Source organism: Nonomuraea insulae, from assembly GCF_042656245.1.
On record NZ_JBHSPA010000022.1, the window covers coordinates 57,076 to 73,670 of the forward strand.

17 protein-coding genes are annotated in these 16,595 nt (G+C 70.1%); 10 read left to right on the top strand and 7 right to left on the bottom strand.

Annotated elements, in window-relative coordinates; genetic code table 11:
• Positions 1–424: 424 nt before the first annotated feature.
• Complete coding sequence (locus tag ACFPZ3_RS16255; RefSeq protein WP_379514935.1) at positions 425–769, bottom strand: histidine triad nucleotide-binding protein; 345 nt, start codon at positions 767–769, stop codon at positions 425–427.
• A 313-nt stretch (positions 770–1,082) separates the two neighbouring features.
• Between ACFPZ3_RS16255 and ACFPZ3_RS16260 the strand changes: the two genes are divergently transcribed.
• Both ACFPZ3_RS16260 and ACFPZ3_RS16265 read left to right on the top strand, forming a co-directional pair.
• Entirely contained in the window at positions 1,083–1,562 is a 480-nt protein-coding gene (locus ACFPZ3_RS16260) for a SigE family RNA polymerase sigma factor (RefSeq protein ID WP_379515177.1), read from the top strand.
• The gene (locus tag ACFPZ3_RS16265; protein WP_379514936.1) at positions 1,559–2,206 is read left to right on the top strand and encodes a hypothetical protein; all 648 of its coding nucleotides are present in this window, start codon (positions 1,559–1,561) and stop codon (positions 2,204–2,206) included. The genes ACFPZ3_RS16260 and ACFPZ3_RS16265 overlap by 4 nt, the downstream gene beginning before the upstream one ends.
• 42 nt (positions 2,207–2,248) lie before the next feature.
• Here ACFPZ3_RS16265 and ACFPZ3_RS16270 read toward each other — a convergent pair whose 3' ends face one another.
• Genes ACFPZ3_RS16270 through hrcA form a run of 3 tightly spaced genes read right to left on the bottom strand, consistent with a single transcriptional unit; the run spans position 2,249 to position 5,135 of the window.
• The gene (locus ACFPZ3_RS16270; protein ID WP_379514937.1) at positions 2,249–2,974 is read right to left on the bottom strand and encodes a 16S rRNA (uracil(1498)-N(3))-methyltransferase; all 726 of its coding nucleotides are present in this window, start codon (positions 2,972–2,974) and stop codon (positions 2,249–2,251) included.
• Entirely contained in the window at positions 2,971–4,110 is a 1,140-nt protein-coding gene (gene dnaJ, locus ACFPZ3_RS16275) for a molecular chaperone DnaJ (protein WP_379514938.1), read from the bottom strand. The genes ACFPZ3_RS16270 and dnaJ overlap by 4 nt, the downstream gene beginning before the upstream one ends.
• Positions 4,111–4,121: 11 nt before the next feature.
• On the bottom strand, positions 4,122–5,135 hold the full coding sequence (gene hrcA, locus ACFPZ3_RS16280) for a heat-inducible transcriptional repressor HrcA (RefSeq protein ID WP_379514939.1): 1,014 nt from the start codon (positions 5,133–5,135) through the stop codon (positions 4,122–4,124).
• Positions 5,136–5,719: 584 nt separating this feature from the next.
• On the opposite strand from hrcA, the gene ACFPZ3_RS16285 reads away from it, so the two are divergent.
• From ACFPZ3_RS16285 to ACFPZ3_RS16295, 3 genes are read left to right on the top strand one after another with little or no spacing between them, the layout of a single operon-like run.
• Positions 5,720–6,217: a hypothetical protein gene (locus ACFPZ3_RS16285; protein ID WP_379514940.1), complete on the top strand. Its 498-nt coding sequence runs from the start codon at positions 5,720–5,722 to the stop codon at positions 6,215–6,217.
• Positions 6,218–6,234: 17 nt separating this feature from the next.
• The gene (locus ACFPZ3_RS16290) at positions 6,235–7,041 is read left to right on the top strand and encodes a DUF3097 domain-containing protein (RefSeq protein WP_379514941.1); all 807 of its coding nucleotides are present in this window, start codon (positions 6,235–6,237) and stop codon (positions 7,039–7,041) included.
• The gene (locus tag ACFPZ3_RS16295) at positions 7,038–7,826 is read left to right on the top strand and encodes a DUF4870 domain-containing protein (RefSeq protein ID WP_379514942.1); all 789 of its coding nucleotides are present in this window, start codon (positions 7,038–7,040) and stop codon (positions 7,824–7,826) included. The genes ACFPZ3_RS16290 and ACFPZ3_RS16295 overlap by 4 nt, the downstream gene beginning before the upstream one ends.
• Here ACFPZ3_RS16295 and hemW read toward each other — a convergent pair.
• Positions 7,823–9,043 carry a radical SAM family heme chaperone HemW gene (hemW, locus tag ACFPZ3_RS16300; protein WP_379514943.1) on the bottom strand — a complete coding sequence of 407 codons (1,221 nt, stop codon included), beginning with the start codon at positions 9,041–9,043 and terminating at the stop codon, positions 7,823–7,825. The two genes, ACFPZ3_RS16295 and hemW, sit on opposite strands and share 4 nt — an antisense overlap.
• 94 nt (positions 9,044–9,137) lie before the next feature.
• Here hemW and ACFPZ3_RS16305 point away from each other — a divergent pair, with 94 nt between their 5' ends.
• Positions 9,138–10,364, top strand: coding sequence for a styrene monooxygenase/indole monooxygenase family protein (locus ACFPZ3_RS16305; protein WP_379514944.1), 1,227 nt, complete (start codon positions 9,138–9,140; stop codon positions 10,362–10,364).
• Between the two features lie 42 nt (positions 10,365–10,406).
• Positions 10,407–11,654: a glycoside hydrolase family 18 protein gene (locus ACFPZ3_RS16310; RefSeq protein ID WP_379514945.1), complete on the top strand. Its 1,248-nt coding sequence runs from the start codon at positions 10,407–10,409 to the stop codon at positions 11,652–11,654.
• Between the two features lie 417 nt (positions 11,655–12,071).
• On the opposite strand, the gene ACFPZ3_RS16315 is transcribed toward ACFPZ3_RS16310, so the two are convergent.
• On the bottom strand, positions 12,072–12,695 hold the full coding sequence (locus tag ACFPZ3_RS16315; protein WP_379514946.1) for an MOSC domain-containing protein: 624 nt from the start codon (positions 12,693–12,695) through the stop codon (positions 12,072–12,074).
• Positions 12,696–12,836: 141 nt separating this feature from the next.
• On the opposite strand from ACFPZ3_RS16315, the gene ACFPZ3_RS16320 reads away from it, so the two are divergent.
• The 3 genes from ACFPZ3_RS16320 to ACFPZ3_RS16330 all read left to right on the top strand — a co-directional run bounded on the left by ACFPZ3_RS16320 (position 12,837) and on the right by ACFPZ3_RS16330 (position 16,200).
• The gene (locus tag ACFPZ3_RS16320) at positions 12,837–13,325 is read left to right on the top strand and encodes a hypothetical protein (RefSeq protein ID WP_379514947.1); all 489 of its coding nucleotides are present in this window, start codon (positions 12,837–12,839) and stop codon (positions 13,323–13,325) included.
• A gap of 539 nt (positions 13,326–13,864) precedes the next feature.
• Complete coding sequence (locus ACFPZ3_RS16325; RefSeq protein ID WP_379514948.1) at positions 13,865–14,797, top strand: sensor histidine kinase; 933 nt, start codon at positions 13,865–13,867, stop codon at positions 14,795–14,797.
• A gap of 62 nt (positions 14,798–14,859) precedes the next feature.
• Positions 14,860–16,200: a response regulator gene (locus tag ACFPZ3_RS16330; RefSeq protein ID WP_379514949.1), complete on the top strand. Its 1,341-nt coding sequence runs from the start codon at positions 14,860–14,862 to the stop codon at positions 16,198–16,200.
• Here ACFPZ3_RS16330 and ACFPZ3_RS16335 read toward each other — a convergent pair.
• Entirely contained in the window at positions 16,160–16,444 is a 285-nt protein-coding gene (locus ACFPZ3_RS16335; protein ID WP_379514950.1) for a hypothetical protein, read from the bottom strand. The two genes, ACFPZ3_RS16330 and ACFPZ3_RS16335, sit on opposite strands and share 41 nt — an antisense overlap.
• Positions 16,445–16,595: the final 151 nt, after the last annotated feature.

Consider the following 16,595-nt stretch of genomic DNA (forward strand, 5'->3'; position numbering starts at 1 on the left):
GGCCAGCGGCCTGATGCCTCCCGGTCTCTTTCGGCGTTCTTCTTCGCCCATCGTATCCGGGAGCAGGCCGATTGCTCGCGCCAATATCACGCGCGTCCGACCAACCACGTCAGACGCCCATCTTCCGCCCCACACCGACCGCCGTCCGACCGGCGGTGTCCGGGGGCGCCGATGGGCTTTGCGTGGGGCGGGCTCGCTTGCCCGTGCCATCGGCCGGATGGCTCACATGTCGCCACGCGATCGGCCCGCTGTGCGTCGCCGCGTGGCCGGATGGCTTGCATGTCGCCACGCAGTCGGCCCACTTTGCGCCGTTGCGGTGGCCGGCCGTGTGCGGGGTTCAGAAGCGTCTCCCTGGAGGTCATCAGCCATGGTCGGCGGGTGGGGTGCCGTTGGCTGTGCCGTAAAGGATGGGCGTCTTTAAGGATCAGCCCGGCGGCCAGGTGAGCGGGCGGCCGCCGAGGACGTGGGCGTGGACGTGGAAGACCGTCTGGCCCGCGCCGGCGCCGGTGTTGAAGACGACCCGGTAGCCGCCGTCGGCCACGCCCTCCTGGACGGCGACCGCGTGCGCGGTCTTGAGCACGTCGTCGGCGAGCCCGTCGTCGGCCTCGGCGAGCGCCGCGGCGTCGGCGTGGTGTGCCTTGGGGATGACCAGGACGTGCGTGGGCGCCTGGGGGTTGATGTCGCGGAACGCCACCGTCCTGCCGGTTTCGTAAACGATCTCGGCGGGAATCTCCTTGGCGACGATCTTGCAGAAGAGGCAATCGCTCACCCGATCACCCTATCGAGCCGGGGCTGTTAGCAAGTCCGTTGCGAATCGGTAATCACCTGTGTCGTGCGTACGAAGATCCACACGGTTAGGGTGAGTGTGCGACACTTCAGCCAAAAAGAAGACGATTCAGGGTCGGGCGAGCGCCACCTGGCGAGGACACGACTGGGTAATGCACCCTAACGAACCGGGGACACCTCAAGAACCGGAAGAGCGTAAACCCTCTGGGAAGGCCGCGCGTCCCACTGATGTGACCACCGAAACCCTTCTGGCCGACAGGTCGTTGGGGGCGGTGCCGGTCGGGTGGGATGCCGACATGGCCGTGACCGCGCTGTACAGCGCGCATTTTCGGTCGTTGGTGCGTCTCGCCGTGTTGCTGGTGCGCGACATTGCAACAGCTGAGGAAGTCGTGCAGGATGCGTTCGTCGCCATCCATGGCGCTTGGCGCAGATTGCGTGACCCCGACAAAGCACTCGCCTACCTGCGTCAGTCTGTCGTCAACCGGTCCCGGTCCGTGCTGCGGCACCGCGCGGTCGTCGAGAAGTACGCCCCCAAGGGCATGCCGGACGCCCCGAGCGCCGAGAACGGCGCGATCGGCGAGCTGGAACGCTCCGCCGTCATCGAGGCGTTACGTGCCCTTCCCACCCGACAGAGAGAAGCACTGGTCCTCCGCTACTACGGTGATCTGTCCGAAGCTGAGATCGCCCACGCCATGGGCATCAGCAAGGGCGCGGTCAAGAGCCACACGGCACGTGGCATGGCCGCCTTGCGATCGGTCCTGGAGAAAATGTCATGACCCAGCCCCCCGACGAGTACGGCGATCTGCTGCGCCGTGCACTCCGCGCGGAGGCGGACGCGGTCGTGCCCTCGCCGGAAGGACTGGAGATCATCCGTGCCCGCATCGGACGGCGTGGCGGGCGCAATCTGTTCTGGTGGCGTGCGGGTGCGGCCGCCGCCAGCGCTGTGCTGGTGGCGGGGACGATCGTGATGGCCGTTCCCCAGTTGCGCTCGCAGATCATCGACCAGAAACCCGTGCAGATCGTGGACGACGAGAGCTCCAAGCTCCCGTCCAATTCCTCCACCACCCGCTCGCATCAGCCGCCGACCAAGGAGCCGGCCCCCATCCAGTCGCAGCCGGTCGTGATCCCCCCTGACACCTCGGCGCCCCCGACGCCGCGGCCGACGAAGAAGGCCGAGTCGACCAGCAGGCCGTCGTCGTCGCCTTCGGCAAGTCCCACGCCCACCGACTGCCCCTCGGCTCTCACCGACGAGATCGAGCCGCCACCGGACTGCCCGTCGTTCTCGCCCACGTCGACCGCGGAGGAGACGACCGTGCAGCCGTCGGCGTGTCCCCCCGAGGAGTGCCCGCCGCCCGACGACGTGACGGAGACGCCGGCAGAAGTGATCAGCCCCCTCCTGGACGCCCAGACCACGCCCTGACGGGCCGGCACCTCATGTGAAAGCGCCGCCGTCAAGCACCTCTCACCAGCGCCCCGTACGGCTGAGCAGCACCGCCGCGGCGGCCACCCCGGCCGTGGACGTACGCAGGATCGTCGCCCCCAGCAGCACCGGCACCGCCTTGGCCGCCCTGAACCCGGCCAGTTCCTGCTCAGAGACCCCGCCCTCCGGCCCCACGACCATCACGATGTCGCCGCCCACGGGCAGGGACACCCCGGACAGCGGCTCGGCCGCCTCCTCGTGCAGCACCAGCCCCAGCGCCGCCTCCGACAGCAGCCGTTCGACGTGCGCGGTGGAGGCCAGGTCGGCTACCTCGGGCAGGTGGAACCGGCGGGCCTGCTTGCCCGCCTCGCGGGCCGTGGAGCGCCACCGGCCCAGCGCCTTGGCGACCTTGTCGCCCTTCCATTGCGTGATGCTGCGTGAGGCCGCCCAGGGCACGATGACGTCCACGCCGGCCTCGGTCATCATCTCGACGGCCAGTTCGCCTCTGTCGCCCTTGGGCAGCCCCTGGACGACCACGAGCCGGGGCCTGGGCGCCTCGACGTCGTAGCGGCGCAGCACGTCTAGCGTGAGCGCGTCCTTCATTGTCTCGCGTACGACGCATTCGGCCACCGCGCCGGCTCCGTCGGTCAGGTCCACCCGCTCACCGGCACGCAGCCGGCGTACGGAGGCCGCGTGGCGCCCCTCGGGGCCGTCGAGCGTCAGTTCCGGGCCGTCGAGTTCCTCGGCCAGAAAGACAGGCGCGCTCAACGGCCGTTGAAGGCGTCACGCAGGCGGGAGAAAAAACCCTGCTGACCCGGTGCGAACTTGCCAGGCGGGCGCTCCTCACCCCGCTGCCTGGACAGTTCGCGGAGCAGGTCTTCCTGGGCTGTGTCGAGGCGGGTCGGGGTCTCGACGTTGACGTGGATCAGCAGGTCGCCCCTGCCGGACTCGTTGAGGCGCTGCACGCCGCGTCCGTACATGGTGATGACCTGGCCGGACTGCGTGCCCGGGCGGACGTCGACCTCTTCTGAGCCGTCGAGCGTCTCCACGGCGAGCACGGTGCCGAGGGCGGCGGCGGTCATCGGGAGCTGCACGGTGCAGTGCAGGTCGTCGCCGCGCCGTTCGAAGATCTCGTGGGGGCGTTCGACTATCTCCAGGAACAGGTCTCCCGGTGGACCGCCGCCTGGGCCGACCTCGCCCTCACCGGCGAGCTGGATGTGGGTGCCGTCCTCGACGCCTGCGGGGATGCGGACCTTGATCGTGCGGCGGGTGCGCACGCGGCCGTCGCCGGAGCACTCCTGGCAGGGGGTGCGGATGATCGAGCCGAAGCCGCCGCACTGCGGGCACGGCCGCGAGGTCATGACCTGGCCCAGGAAGGAGCGGGTGACCTGGGAGATCTCACCGCGTCCGTTGCACATGTCACAGGTGTCGGGGTGGGTGCCCGGCGCCGCGCCGGCCCCGTGGCACACCTCGCAGAGCACGGCCGTGTCGACGACCAGCTCGCGGGTGGTGCCGAACGCCGTCTCGCGCAGGTCGAGCTCGACCCGGATGGTGGCGTTGCGGCCCCTGCGGGCGCGTGAGCGCGGCCCCCGGGTGCCGCCGGCCGTGCCGAAGAAGGCGTCCATGATGTCGCTGAACGGGAAGCCCGCTCCGAATCCACCGGCGCCGGCGGCTGCTCCCGCGCCGCCGAAGGGGTCGCCACCCAGGTCGTACATCTGGCGCTTGTTCGGGTCGGACAGCACCTCGTAAGCCTGCGTGATCTCCTTGAACCGCTCCTGGGTCTCAGGATCGGGGTTCACGTCGGGATGCAGCTCACGGGCGAGGCGGCGATAAGCCTTCTTGATCTCGTCCTGACTCGCGTCACGGCGCACCCCGAGGGTGGCGTAGTAGTCGCTGTTTGCCACTTATCGACCTCTTATGATGCAGCCAGGATCTGGCTGACGTAGCGTGCCACCGCGCGTACGGCGCCCATCGTCACGGGATAGTCCATCCTGGTCGGCCCCAGCACACCGAGCCGGGCCAGTTGGTTGTCGCCAGAACCGTATCCGGTCGCGACGACGGATGTCCCCCGCAGGTAGGGGTTTTCCGAGCCGATGCGCACGGTGAGCGCGGACGGGGTGTCTGTGGAAGTCTCGCCGAGCAGCCGCATGAGGACCACCTGCTCTTCCAGCGCCTCCAGCACGTCGCGCAGGCCGACGGTGAAGTCGGCGCCGGCGAGGTTGGCCGCGCCGGCGAACACGATCTTCTCGTCGTGCCGCTCCACCAGCGTCTCGAGCAGCACGGACAGGATCGTGGCCACGACGGGCCGGTCTTCGAGGGGCAGCCGTTCCGGCAGGTCCGCGACCAGCTCCGGCACGTTGCCGAGGCCGCAGCCGTCGAGGCAGGCGTTGAGAACGGCGCGCAGGTGGGCGATGCGGGTGTCCTCGACCACTTCGGGCAGCTCGACCACGCGCTGCTCGACGCGGCCGGTGTTGGTGATCAGGACGAGCATGACCCGCCGGTCGTTCAGCGGGACGAGCTCGACGTGCCTGACCGTCGAACGCGTCAGCGTCGGGTATTGCACGACCGCCACCTGCCTGGTGAGCTGCGCGAGCAGCCGGACGGTGCGGGTGACGACGTCGTCGAGGTCGACCGCGCCGGCGAGGAACGTCTCGATCGCCCTGCGCTCGGCCGCCGACAGGGGTTTGACCTGCGAGAGCCGGTCGACGAACAGACGGTAGCCCTTGTCCGTCGGCACTCGGCCCGCGCTGGTGTGCGGCTGGGTGATGTAGCCATCCTCCTCGAGAGCGGCCATGTCGTTCCTGACCGTCGCCGGGGAGACCTTCAGGTTGTGACGCTCGGCGAGCGCCTTGGAGCCCACCGGTTCGTTGGTGGACACGTAGTCTTCGACAATGGCGCGGAGCACCGCCAGCTTCCGATCGTCGAGCACGTGCTCACCTCCTGCCTCTGTCCTTATCAGGAAACGCGGCGCCTAGCACTCTGTGTTCCCGAGTGCCAAGTGTACGGCTCTCGCCCACAAGGTGCGATAACACCGTGTCCCATCCTGCTTCTAGCTTCTTGGAAGCGACAGGCCTCACACTTGCCCACATGACCGACGATTCCCAGCCCCCGTCGTACGGCCCCCCGCCAGGGCAGGGGCCACACCACGGTCAGCCGCGACCTCCTCAGCCCCCGCCGCCCGGCTACGGCCCGCAACCCGGCTCACAGCCTGGCTACGGTCCACAACCCGGCTACGGTCCGCAGCCCGGCTCACAGCCCGGCTATGGTCCGCAACCTGGCTCACAACCTGGCTATGGCCCGCAACCTGGCTCACAGCCCGGTCAGGCGCCGCCGTACTGGCAACCGCCGTCCGGGCCGCAGCCGCAGTACGGGCAACCGCCGCAGCACGGCGAGCAAACCCAATTCGGCCCGCCACCTCAGTACGGACAATACGGCCAACAAGCCCAATTTCCGCCACGAATCGACTCCAAAGCCATAAAGCCCAGCCTGTGGTGGCTGGCCGCGGCCTGGGGCGTGTTCGTGGTGTGCGCGGTGGCCGGCGTGGTGTTGTTCGGCGGGGGCGTGCTGGGCAGTGTGGCGGCCATGGCGCCGACCAAGACGTTCGCGTCGGGCGAAAGCGTCACGGTGCCGGTCGACCCGGCCGCCAAGCCCGCCGTGTACATCGCCAGCGAGACCCAGGTCTCCTACGACTGCTCCATTACCGGCGGCGCCAAGCTGGCCAAGTCCGCGGGCACCCAGACGGTCACCGTGGGAGACGCCGTGTGGGAGCAGTTCCTGGTGATCAACGCCCCGGCCAAGGGCGACTACCAGCTCACCTGCGTCAACAAGGAGCAGGCCACCGTACGGTACGGCGTCGGCCGCGACGTGCTCTCCACCGTCGGCGGGATCACCAGCGGGACGGCCGCGCTGATCCTTCTCCCCGGCGCCGGGCTGCTCGCCGCGATCGCCGGCACCCTCGCGGTGCTGATCCGCCGCGGTGGCGCCCGTAAGCGCCTTGCGGTCAGCGGGTGATTTGCTACGGTCCCCGTGTGTACGAGGGCGATGTGCTGGCGGGAAATTGGCGGCGGCCGGGCAAGGGGAAGATCCCGAAAGTGCCCGCAGAACGGGAGCTCGTCGTGGAGGATGCCGACAGCGGCTTCTGCGGCGCGATAGTGGCCTGCGACAAGGAGGCCGTCACGCTGGAGGACCGGTTCGGCAGGCGCCGCCTGTTCCCCCTCGCGCCCGCCGCCTTCCTGCTGGACGGCAAACCCGTGACCCTGGTACGCCCCGCCGCCGCCCCCGCCGAGCCCAGGCGCAGCGCGTCGGGCTCGATCGCCGTGGAGGGGCTGCGCGCCAAGGTGGCCAAGCAGAGCCGGATCTACGTGGAGGGCGTGCACGACGCCGCCCTCGTGGAGAAGATCTGGGGCCATGACCTTCGGGTCGAAGGGGTTGTGGTCGAATACCTCGAAGGTGTGGACGACCTGCCCGCCATCGTGGCGGAGTTCGACCCCGAGCCGGGGCGCCGCCTGGGCGTGCTGGTGGACCACCTGGTGCCCGGCTCCAAGGAGAGCAGGATCGCCGCCCAGATCACCTCGCCGCATGTGCTGGTGGTGGGCCATCCGTACATCGACATCTGGCAGGCGGTGAAGCCTTCGGTGGTGCGCATCCCCGCCTGGCCGGACGTGCCGCGCGGGGTGCCGTGGAAGGAGGGCGTGATCGCCGCCCTGGGCTGGCGCATCGAGCCCGCGGCGGCGTGGCGGCGGATTCTCGGCGCCGTCTCGACGTACACGGACCTGGAGCCGGAGCTGCTCGGCCGGGTCGAGGAACTGATCGACTTCGTTACGGAGGCATCATGAGCCAGGACCCGCCCCAGCCGGCGCCCGACGACGACGCCACGCGCAGAGTCTCCCCCAGCGACATCCCACCGCACCAGGGCTCCGGCCCGCAGCAGCCTGGATACGGGCAGCAGCCCGGCTCGCAGCCCGGCTATGGCCAGCAACCCGGCTCACAGCCCGGGTACGGCCAACAGCCCGGATACGGCCAGCAACCCGGATATCCCCAGCAACCCGGCTCACAGCCCGGTTATGGCCAGCAGCCCGGGTCGCAGGCCGGCTACGGCCAGCCCGGCTACGGTCAGCCTGGATACGGCCAGCAGGCCCCCTACGGCCAGCAGCCCGGGTCCGTGCCGACCTACGGGCAGCCACCGCCCGGATACGGCCAACCCGGCTACGGTCAGCCCGGATACGGCCAGCAGCCCCCCGGCTACGGTTACCCTCCGGGCCCGAGCGAGCCGTACATCCCCGGCAGGTTCGGCCCCCGCCCCGGCAGCGACGACACCACCATGGCGATGCTCTCCCACCTGCTCGGCCTGCTGGTCTCCTGGATCGGTCCCCTCATCATCTACCTGATGAAGAAGGACGAGTCCCCTTATGTCAGGGACCAGGCGGCGGAAGCGCTCAACTTCCAGATCACGATGTTCATCGGCTACCTCATCGGCGGCATCCTGACGGTGGTCTTCATCGGCATCCTCGTGCTGCCGGTCGTCTGGATCCTGTCCCTGATCTTCCACATCCAGGCCGCGATCGCCACCAACAAGGGCGACAGGTACCGCTACCCGTTCGCCATCCGCATGATCACCTAGACGAGGAGATCCCTGACGAGGGCGTCGGCCAGCAGGCGCCCCTGGAGGGTGAGCACCATCTGCCCCGCCCTGAACGGCCCGGGCTCCAGCAGCCCGCGCGCCAGGGCGCTCGCCACGGCGGTGCGGGCGGCGGGCGCCACCTCGGCCAGCGGGTAGCCGGAGATCAGCCGCAGCTCCAGCATGAGCCGCTCGGCCTCGCGATCCTCCTGGCCGAGCACCTCGCGGGCGTGCGCGGGCGAGACGCCGCCGGCCAGGCGCTGGGCGTAGGCGGCGGGGTGTTTGACGTTCCACCAGCGGGTGCCGCCGACGTGGCTGTGCGCGCCGGGCCCGGCCGCCCACCAGTCGCCGCCGGTCCAGTAGAGCAGGTTGTGCCGGCAGCGGGCCTCCTCGGTGAGGGCCCAGTTGGACACCTCGTACCAGTGGAACCCGGCCTCGGCCAGCAGTTCGTCGGCGATCAGGTAGCGGTCGGCGGCCACGTCGTCGTCGGGCATGGGCAGCTCGCCGCGCCGGATCCGCACCGCGAGCCGGGTGCCCGCCTCGACGATCAGCGAGTACGCCGACACGTGGTCGGGCCCGGCCTCGATCGCCGCGGTCAGCGAGGCCCGCCAGTCGTCGTCGCTCTCGCCCGGCGTGCTGTAGATCAGGTCCAGGTTGACGTGCTCGAACCCGGCCTGTTTCGCCTCGTTTACGGCCTGCGCCGCCCGGCCGGGCGTGTGCCGCCGGTCGAGCACCTGGAGCACGTGCTCACGGGCGCTCTGCATGCCGAAGCTGATCCGGTTGAACCCGCCGTGGCGCAGTTTCTCCAGGTAGGACGGGTCCACGGACTCGGGGTTGGCCTCCGTGGTGACCTCGGCGCCCGGCCGCAGCCCGAACTCGGAGTCGATCGCGGCCAGGATCCTGGCCAGGTCCTCCGGGGGCAGCAGGGTGGGCGTGCCGCCGCCGAAGAACACCGTCTCCACCGGCAGGTCGGCGCTGCCCAGGACGCGGCGCGCGAGGCGTACCTCCTCCACCACTGTGTCGGCGTAGTCGCGGTGCGAGGCGCCCGGGCCCAGCTCGGCGGCGGTGTAGGTGTTGAAGTCGCAGTAGCCGCAGCGCGTCACGCAGAACGGCACGTGCACGTAGAAGCCGAACGGGCGCTCGCCGAGGCCCCTCAGGGCGCTGTCGGGCAGCTCGCCCGAGGTGGGCGCGGGATCGCCGTCAGGCAGGGTGGATGGCACCTCTCCAGTTTGCCGCCCTCTCAAGGGTGCTCCAATCCAAATGCAAACCCCGGGGCGTCCACTGGAGACATTCCGGCAAAAGGGGGAAATCGCCATGGCAGGCATCGGCATCGTGGGGGCGGGCATCTCAGGTTTGACCCTCGCGCTGCGGTTACAACAACTCGGCGTCGAGACAACGCTTTACTGCGAGCGCGACGCCGAGTCGATGCGGGCGGCGCGGCTGCCCGGCACGGTGGCCAGGATGGGCCACACGCAGGCGCGGGAGCGGGAGCTGGGCTGCGAGCACTTCCGGGATCCCGCTTCGCTCATGAACACGGCCAAGCTCTCGATCAAGGGCGAACCGCCGCTGGAGTTCACGGCCAGTGTCGCCGAGCCGTTCCACGCGGTCGACTTCCGGTTGCTGCTGCCCGCGTTCATGGACGACTTCGCCGACCGCGGCGGCGAGATCGTGCTTTCCGGTACGGAGCCGGACGCGGCCCAGGTCGACCGCTGGTCTCGGGGGCACGAGCTGATGGTGGTGGCGGCGGGGCGGCGTTCCGTGGGTGAGCTGTTCCCGCGCGATCCGGGGCGTTCTCCGTACGGGAGGCCGCAGCGGGTGCTGACGGCCGGGCTCTATCGCGGGCTCGACCTGGGCTCCCTCTTCTCCTACAACATCTCGGGCGGCGTCGGGGAGATCTTCCGCGCGCCGATGGTGACGCGGGAGGGCGTGGTGTCCGCCGTGCTCGTCGAGGGGATTCCCGGGGGTCCGCTGGAGCCGCTCGCCACGACACCGTGGAAGGAGGTCCCGGCCACGCTGCTCGCTCTGATGCGCGAGCACGCGCCGCGACTGGCCGAGCGGGTGGATCAGGGGGCGTTCGAGCTGCTGGGGCCGGACGACGTGCTGCAGGGGGCGATCACGCCCACGGTACGCCGGCCGGTGGCCGAGCTGCCGAGCGGCCGGATCGCGCTGGCCGTCGGCGACGCCTGGATCGTCAACGACCCGATCACCGGCCAGGGCGCGAACCTGGGCTCGAAGTGCGCCTGGATCGCGGCCGACGCCATCGCGGCGGGCGGGCCGTACGACGCGGCGTTCGCCCGTACGACGGCGGAGCGCATGTGGGAGGCGGGGGCGCCGGTGACCGACTGGACGAACGCGTTCCTGCAGCCGCCGCCCGAGCACGTCGTGAGCCTGCTGATGGCCGCCACCACCAGGCAGGACATCGCCGACCTGGTGTTGTCGCTGTTCTCCGACCCCCCGTATGCCTGGGGGCTGCTGTCCAGTCCTGACGAGGTCGCGCGGATCGTTGACGGTGGCGAGGAGCGGCTCTACGATCGCGTCTAACTTATAGGAAAGTTTCCTATATGAGTGCACGGGAGTCGCTCCGTGAAGAAGAAGATCCTGATCGCACTGTCGCTCTTACTCGGCCTCTCGGCGGTCTCCGTGCCCGCCGAGGCCGACTCCGATTTCAAGCGGGTCGCGTACTTCGTCCAATGGGGTGTCTACGGCCGTAACTATCACGTCAGGGACGTGGACGTCACGGGCGCCGCCGCCAAGCTCACCCACCTCAACTACGCGTTCGGGTTCGTGAACGCCGAAGGCGCCTGCTACTCGGCCGACCCGTGGGCGGACTGGCAGCGGCCCGTACCGGCGGAGCAGAGCGTGGACGGGGTCGCGGACGAGCCGGGCCAGGCGCTCAACGGCAACCTCAACCAGCTGCGCAAGCTCAAGAGCAAGCACCGCGGGCTCAAGGTGATGATCTCGCTCGGCGGCTGGACCGGCTCCGCGCACTTCTCCGACGCCGTCCTCACCCCCGAGTCCCGGTCCGCGCTCGCGACCTCCTGCATCGACCTGTGGCTGCGCGGCGACCTGCCGGGGCTCCCGGCGGGCGCGGGTGCGGGCGTTTTCGACGGTATCGACCTGGACTGGGAGTGGCCGGGCTCGTCCGGCGCCGAGGGCAACGTGATCAGGCCCGAGGACAAGCGGAACTTCACGCTGTTCGCCTCGGAACTGCGGCGGCAGCTCAGGGCGTACTCGCCGGGGGCGCAGCTCAGCGCCTTCCTCCCGGCCGCGGCGGCCAAGATCGACGCCGGGTTCGAGGTGCGGCAGGTGTTCAAGCAGCTCGACTTCGCGACGGTGCAGGGATACGACCTGCACGGTACGTGGGAGCCGCAGACCGGGCACAACGGCAACCTGTTCACCGACCGGCGGGATCCGAACCCGGTCAGGTACAGCGTCGACCAGACCGTACGCGACTACCTCTCGCGCGGCGCGCCCGCCCGCAAGCTCGTGGTCGGCGTGCCCGCGTACGGCCAGGGCTGGACGGGCGTGACCGGCGGCGGCGACGGCCTGTACAAGCCCGCCACCGGCCCCGCTCCCGGCAAGTGGGCTCCCGGCACGGAGGACTACAAGGACCTGGCGTCCAAGCCCGGCAAGCGCCACCGCGACCTGCGCACCGGGGCCCTGTGGCTCTATGACGGGAACGAGTTCTGGTCGTACGACGATCCGGCGGCGATGGTGCAGAAGGCGGCGTACATCCGGCTCAAGGGGCTGGGCGGGTCGATGATCTGGTCGATCGACCAGGACGACTCACGCGCCTCCCTCACCTCGGCCCTGTACTCCGTCCTACGCTGACCGGCCCGGCCGGCCGGGCGCGACCCCTCGCACCCCGCCGGCCACCCGTCAAGGGAACCACCCACCCGCCAACCGCGCCCCATCCGCAGACCGCCGCACCCGACCCGAGACCCGCCCACTTGGCGACCGCCCCCACAAGGAGGCCAGCCACTCGGGGAGACCAGCCACTCGAGGAGGCCAGCCACTCGGGGACCGCCCCCACACGAGGACCACCCCACTCAGGGACCGCCCCACTCAGGGACCGCCCCCACACGGGAAGAGTCCGCGCGGGACCGCCGCTGCGGGGGCACTCGACGCGGGGACCGGCCACTCGGGGGACCCGCCACTCGGGGGACCGGCTCCTCGGGACACCGACCACTCAGGGGACCGGCCACTCAGGGACCGGCCACTCAGGGACCGGCCACTCAGGGACGCGCCTCATTTGAGGATGCGCTTGGCCATCTCATCCCATTTACCGTCATGTCCGGGAACGGCCAGGATGCGGCGCAGGGCGTCCCTGTCCCCATGTCTGGCCCTGAACCAGTCGCCCACGCTCACCCCGACCTCCGGCCGCGCGAGGACCTCTACCTCGTCCCCCACCCCCAGCTCGCCGAGCTCGACCACCCTCAGGTACGCCCCGGGCCGAGCCGCCGCCGTGAACCGCTTGAGCCACCCCGGCTCATCCATCCAGTTCCGGAACACCACACACGGAATCCTCGGCCCGGTCACCTCCAGCACGGCGCTGCCCACCCGCCACCGCTCACCGATCAGCGCGCCGTTGACGTCGAGACCGGAGGTGGTCAGGTTCTCGCCGAACCGCCCATCACGCAGCTCCCTGCCCAGCTCGCCCTCCCACCAGTCATAGTCCTCCCTGGCGTAGGAGTAGACGGCCTGGTCAGTGGAGCCATGGTGCTCTATGTCCGCCCGCTCGTCCCCGGCCAGCCCGTTGACCCTCACCTCGGCCCGGTGCCCGATCACCCGCTTGTCGATCGCCGTACGTTTCAGGTCTCCCGCCCACTCGGCGTCGATCGACGCGCCCACGTTCACGGAGAGAATGCGCATAGACGCGACGGTAGCCGGAGACCCTTTCGACGTGCGACCCGATATCAGGGCACATTCCCGTCTCCACCCCAGGGTGGAGAATCCGCGCACTCAACCCACAGACCGATCCGGTACGACTGCCGCCTCCCTACGGTCAACCCCGTGGATACAGTACAAATCTCTCTCCTCGTCCTCCTCGCCGTCGTGTTCGTCGTCTATCGCCAGATGCGTACCCGCCAGACCGAAGGCATGGGCAACCTCATCACCGCCGCCGCCATGGTGGTCCTCGGCCTCGCCTCGGGCGGGCTCTTCGACACCGGGCACCTCGCGCTCAGCGTGACCTTGTTCGCCGTGGAGGTGGTCGCCGCGGTGGCGCTCGGAGTCTGGCGGGCGAGGACCGTACGCGTGTGGCTCGACGGCTCCGGCGTCGCCTGGTCGAAGGCCACGGGCTGGACGCTGCTGGCGTGGCTGGCCTCGATGGCGACCCGCGTCGCGCTGTACTTCGCCGGGGCCGCCCTCGGCCTGACCGCCGCCACCAGCAGTGTCCTGCTGTTCCTCGGCCTCACCATCGGCATCCAGTCCTACCTCGTCGCCGGCCGGGGACGTGCGCTTACCGGCTCCCGTAGGCGACCGGATACTTTCGTGGGGTGATGCGTGACTTGCTCAAAGTCGTACCCACCGCATTGCGGCTGGGGATGATCGTGCTGCTGATCGCGGCCCAGGTGCGGGCGACCCCCGCACCCGGTCTCACCGGCGTCTCCCTGGTCGTCACCATCCTGACCATCGCCCTGGCCCTCACCTTGCTCACAACCCTGCTCCTGTCCCGTCGCAAAGAGCACAAGATCCCGCCCCCTTCCACACCTTCCACCACACGTGGCAACTCCCCGCCTCCCACCCCACGCCAGGACTCCCCACCTCCCACCCCACGCGAGGACTCCCCGCCTCTCGCCACACCCGAGAACTCCCCACCTTTCACCGCACGTGGCGACAGCCCACCTCTCGCCACACGCGAGGACTCCCTATCTCTCACCGCACGTCGCGACAGCCCACCTTCCACCCCACGCGAAGATTCCCCGCCTTCCACCGCACGAGGCAACTCCCCATCTCTCGCCACACCCGAGGACCCCCCGCATTCCCCCGCACATGAGGATCCACCGCCTTCCGCTGGGGGCGGGCGCCTGCGTCGAAGCGTGCTGTGGAAGGCGATCGAGCCGCTGGGGAGGGTGCCGGAGCACGTCATGCTGGTCGCCCTCGGCCTGGCGGTGCTCCTCTCCATCGCCCTCAACTCGATCACCCACAGCAGAGTGACGATCGGCATCCTGCTCGTCTGCATCAGCCTCGCCGTGAGCCGCCTCCAGTTGCGCGAGTCGATCGGCGTCGGGCTGCTGGCCATCGCGGGGCTGGTCGTGGCGGGTGAGCTCTCCGGCTCCCCGGCCGAGGACCTCTCACTCATGCTCAGCGTCTGCCTGATCTTCCTGGTCACGTACGCGGCCAAGCAGCGCAAGGCCACCAGGGCCGCCGAGGCGAGGGAGGCCGTACTCGCGGAGAGGGCCAGGATCGCCAGGGAGATCCACGACATTCTCGCCCACTCGCTCTCGGCCCAGCTCGTCCATCTGGAAGGAGCCAAGCTGCTGCTCCGCGCGGAGCGAACGGCCGAGGCCCTCGACCGCGTCACCCGCGCCCGCGACCTGGCCAAGTCAGGCCTCGACGAAGCCAGGCGCGCGGTGTCGGCCCTGCGCGAGGACCCGCCCGCGCTGCCGGTGGCCCTGCGTACGCTCGCGGAGGACTTCGAGACCACCGCCCACCGGTCCTGCACGCTGCGCATCTCGGGCGCTGAGCATCGCCTCACCCCGGAGACGGAACTCGCGCTGCTCCGGACCGCCCAGGAGGCCCTCACGAACGTCCGCCGCCACGCCCCCGGCAGTCCGGTCCAGGTGGAGCTCGCGTTCGACCGCACCTGGTGCGACCTGCGCGTCACCAACCCGCCCTCCGCCGAGAAGGGCTCGCCCGGTGGCGGGTACGGTCTGGTGGGCATGCGCGAACGCGCCGAACTCCTGGGGGGCACGTTGTCAGCAGGCGAACACGACGGCGGCTTCCTGGTGCACCTGAGAGTCCCATCATGACCCCGGACTCCGGTACCCCAGGTCCCGGTACGACCCCGGGTCTGGGTACGACCAGGGTGGTCGTGGTCGACGACCAGGCCGTGGTGCGTGAAGGGCTGGTGCTGTTGCTCGGCCTGCTGCCGGGGATCGAGGTGGTCGGTTCGGCGCGCGACGGTGAGGCGGCGTTGCGGCTGGTCGAGGCGGAACACCCGGACGTGGTGCTGATGGACCTGCGCATGCCCCGCATGGACGGCGTGGAGGCCACGGGCCGCATCCGTACCGCGTACCCGGATACCCAGGTCGTCGTGCTCACCACGTATTCCGATGACGAGTCGGTGTTCGCCGCGCTGAGGGCGGGCGCACGGGGCTTCCTCACCAAGGACGCCGACGCCGACGACATCGCCTCGGCCGTGGCCACGGTGATGCGCGGTGACGCCCAACTCGACCCCACAGTCCAACGCCGCCTCCTCGACACAATGTCTCCATCCCCCACCACGCCAAGCAGAACTACGCACAGCACCCCCCACGCACCAGCCACACCAGGCGGAGCCGCGCACAGCTCAAGCACCCCAGACAGGGCCGCGCACGGACCAACCACATCAGGCGGAGCCCCGCACAACTCGGGCACCCCGGACAGGGCCGCGCACGGGCCGACCACATCAGGCGAAGCCCCACACAGCTCGGGCACACCAGGCGAAGCCCCGGACGGCCCGGGCACGCCAAGCACAGCCCTGCACAGCCCGACCAGCCCCGACAAAGCCGCGTATAGGCAACCCGCGCCGGGCGGGGCCACTCACGAAACAGCCGCGCCGGCCGAGCCCGCGGACAAGGCCCCGCACGGCCCGGACAGCCCGGACAGCCCGCACGGCCCGAACCGCCCGGACAGCCCGGACAGCCCGGACAAGGCCACGTACGGACAAACCACGCCGGGCGGGGCCGCTCAGGGGACAGCCTCGCCTGATGTGGCCGCGCACGGGCCGGCCGCACCAGGCGGAGCCCCGCACAGCCCAGCCAGGCCGGACAAGGCCCCGAACCGCCCAGACAGCCCGAATCGCCCGGACAAGGCCGCGTACGGGCGAACCGTGCCGGGCGGGGCCGCTCAGGGGACGGCCGGGCCTGGCGTGGCCGCGCAGGGGACGGGTGCGTCGGGGGGTTTGGCTAAAGGTGGGTCAGGTGGGCTTTCCGGCGGTCAAGGGCGTGGGGTTCGTCGGGGTGAGTTGCCTGATGGGCTGACGCCGCGTGAGTGCGAGGTGCTGATGCTGATTGCCGAGGGCCTTTCCAACACCGAGATCGCCACCCGCCTCTACATCACGGAAGCCACCGTCAAGACTCACATCAACAACCTCTTCGCCAAGGCCCACCTGCGGGACCGCGCCCAAGCCGTCACCTACGCCTATCGTCACGGCCTGGTCCAGCCCGGTTGAGCTGCGACTCCTCGTCGAACCCGGCAAGTTGTAACAACGTCTCCAACGCCGCCTGCCTGGTCTCCTCCACCGAGTCGCCCCGCTCGCCGAAGCACTCGGCCGCCACGTCGAGCAGCGCCGTCACCACAGCCGCGTCGGGATAGGGCACGTCGACCAGCACCGTCCCGTCCTCCGCCTCCTCTCCCGCACCCAGGTGGAGCCTCAGCAGCCGCCGGGTCTCCTCAGCCACAGCGACCCCCAACACGGCGGCACGCTCAAATCGCTCAGAAGCAATCACGTCACCCTCCAGTCGCACAGGTGTTCGGTTCTAGAAGGTAGACGGCGGCACCGACAGAATCGCTCGCACGCCCACGCCCACGCCCACGCCCACGACTGGGCCCACGACTGGGCCGGGC